General features: G+C 37.1%; 1 protein-coding gene. It reads left to right on the plus strand.

Translation table 11 applies throughout. The annotated features are described in order from the left end of the window. Positions 1 to 56: 56 nt before the first annotated feature. A protein-coding gene (locus F957_RS0120820; RefSeq protein ID WP_155762633.1) for an IS3 family transposase occupies positions 57 to 1,273 on the plus strand; the annotation gives its coding sequence in 2 pieces (ribosomal slippage) (positions 57 to 402 and positions 402 to 1,273; 1,218 coding nt in all). Positions 1,274 to 1,309 lie beyond the last annotated feature (36 nt).

A 1,309-nucleotide genomic window follows, 5' to 3' on the forward strand; every position in this document is an offset into this window, starting at 1 on the left:
GTCTGTCCCGTCCTAGATAAGGTTGACACTTTCTAAACTTAAATTTGGAGAGTGTAATGAAAACAATAGTTAAAAGAACGCAACGAGATTACAGCTTAGCTTTTAAATTATCAGTCATAGATCAAGTTGAAAAAGGTGAAATGACTTATAAACAGGCTCAGAGCAGATATGGTATTCAAGGGCGTTCAACAGTTTTAGTCTGGCTAAGAAAGCATGGTAGATTAGATTGGAGTCAAGGAGGCCCATTTCATCATGGAGAAAAACAAATGTCCGATCCTCTACCACTCACTCCCGAACAAAGAATTAAAGAGCTTGAACAGCAGTTATATGAAACCAAAAGAAAAGCAGAGTTATTTGAATCTATCATCAACATACTTGAAAGAGATTACGGAGTAAGTACCATAAAAAAGCCACAAGGCAAGCAATCAAAGAAAAGCAAACGGTAGGTTTTAGCATCACTGAATGTTGTTATTATCTTGGCACAACACGGCAAGCTTATTATAAGCAAAGCAAGCAAGCCAATGTAAGACATAAGCATGAACAAGATGTATTACAACGAATTCAACAAGAAAGAATGTTTCAACCTCGTATAGGGACAAGGAAACTTCACTACTTGCTGAATAGGGTAATGGGTATCAAAATTGGTAGAGACCGGTTGTTTGACGTACTCAGAGAGCATCGTTTATTAGTGCAACCTAAACGTGCCTATCACAAGACAACGGATAGTCATCATCGTTTTTACAAGCATCCCAACTTAGTTAAGTTAGGAGTTAAGCAAGTGATACCACAAAAACCTGAGCAACTCTGGGTTGCAGATATAACCTATCTACCTATAGAAACAGGAGAAGCTTATCTGAGCCTAATAACCGATGCTTGGTCTAGAAAAATAGTGGGTTATCATGTGGATGACAATTTAGGTGCGGAAGCTGTCAGTCAAGCCTATCTAAAAGCATTAAAAACAAGACAAACACCACAATCTTCACTCATTCATCATTCAGATCGAGGTATCCAATATTGTTCAAAGAAATATCAGGAATTACATCAAGAACATAATATCCGATGTTCAATGACAGATGGATATGATTGTTACCAGAATGCTTTAGCAGAAAGGGTTAATGGTATATTGAAGAATGAATATTTACTTCATAAACCAAGGAATATTGAAGATGCTAAACGAATGGTTGCAGAGTGCATAGAGATTTACAATAGTCGTAGACCGCATCTATCGTTAAAATACAAAACGCCTAATGAAATGCATCAGGCGTTTGTTTGAAATAAGTGTCAACCTATTTCAGGACGAGACAGTCAT

This window comes from Acinetobacter gyllenbergii CIP 110306 = MTCC 11365 (genome assembly GCF_000413855.1).
Lineage (GTDB): Bacteria > Pseudomonadota > Gammaproteobacteria > Pseudomonadales > Moraxellaceae > Acinetobacter > Acinetobacter gyllenbergii.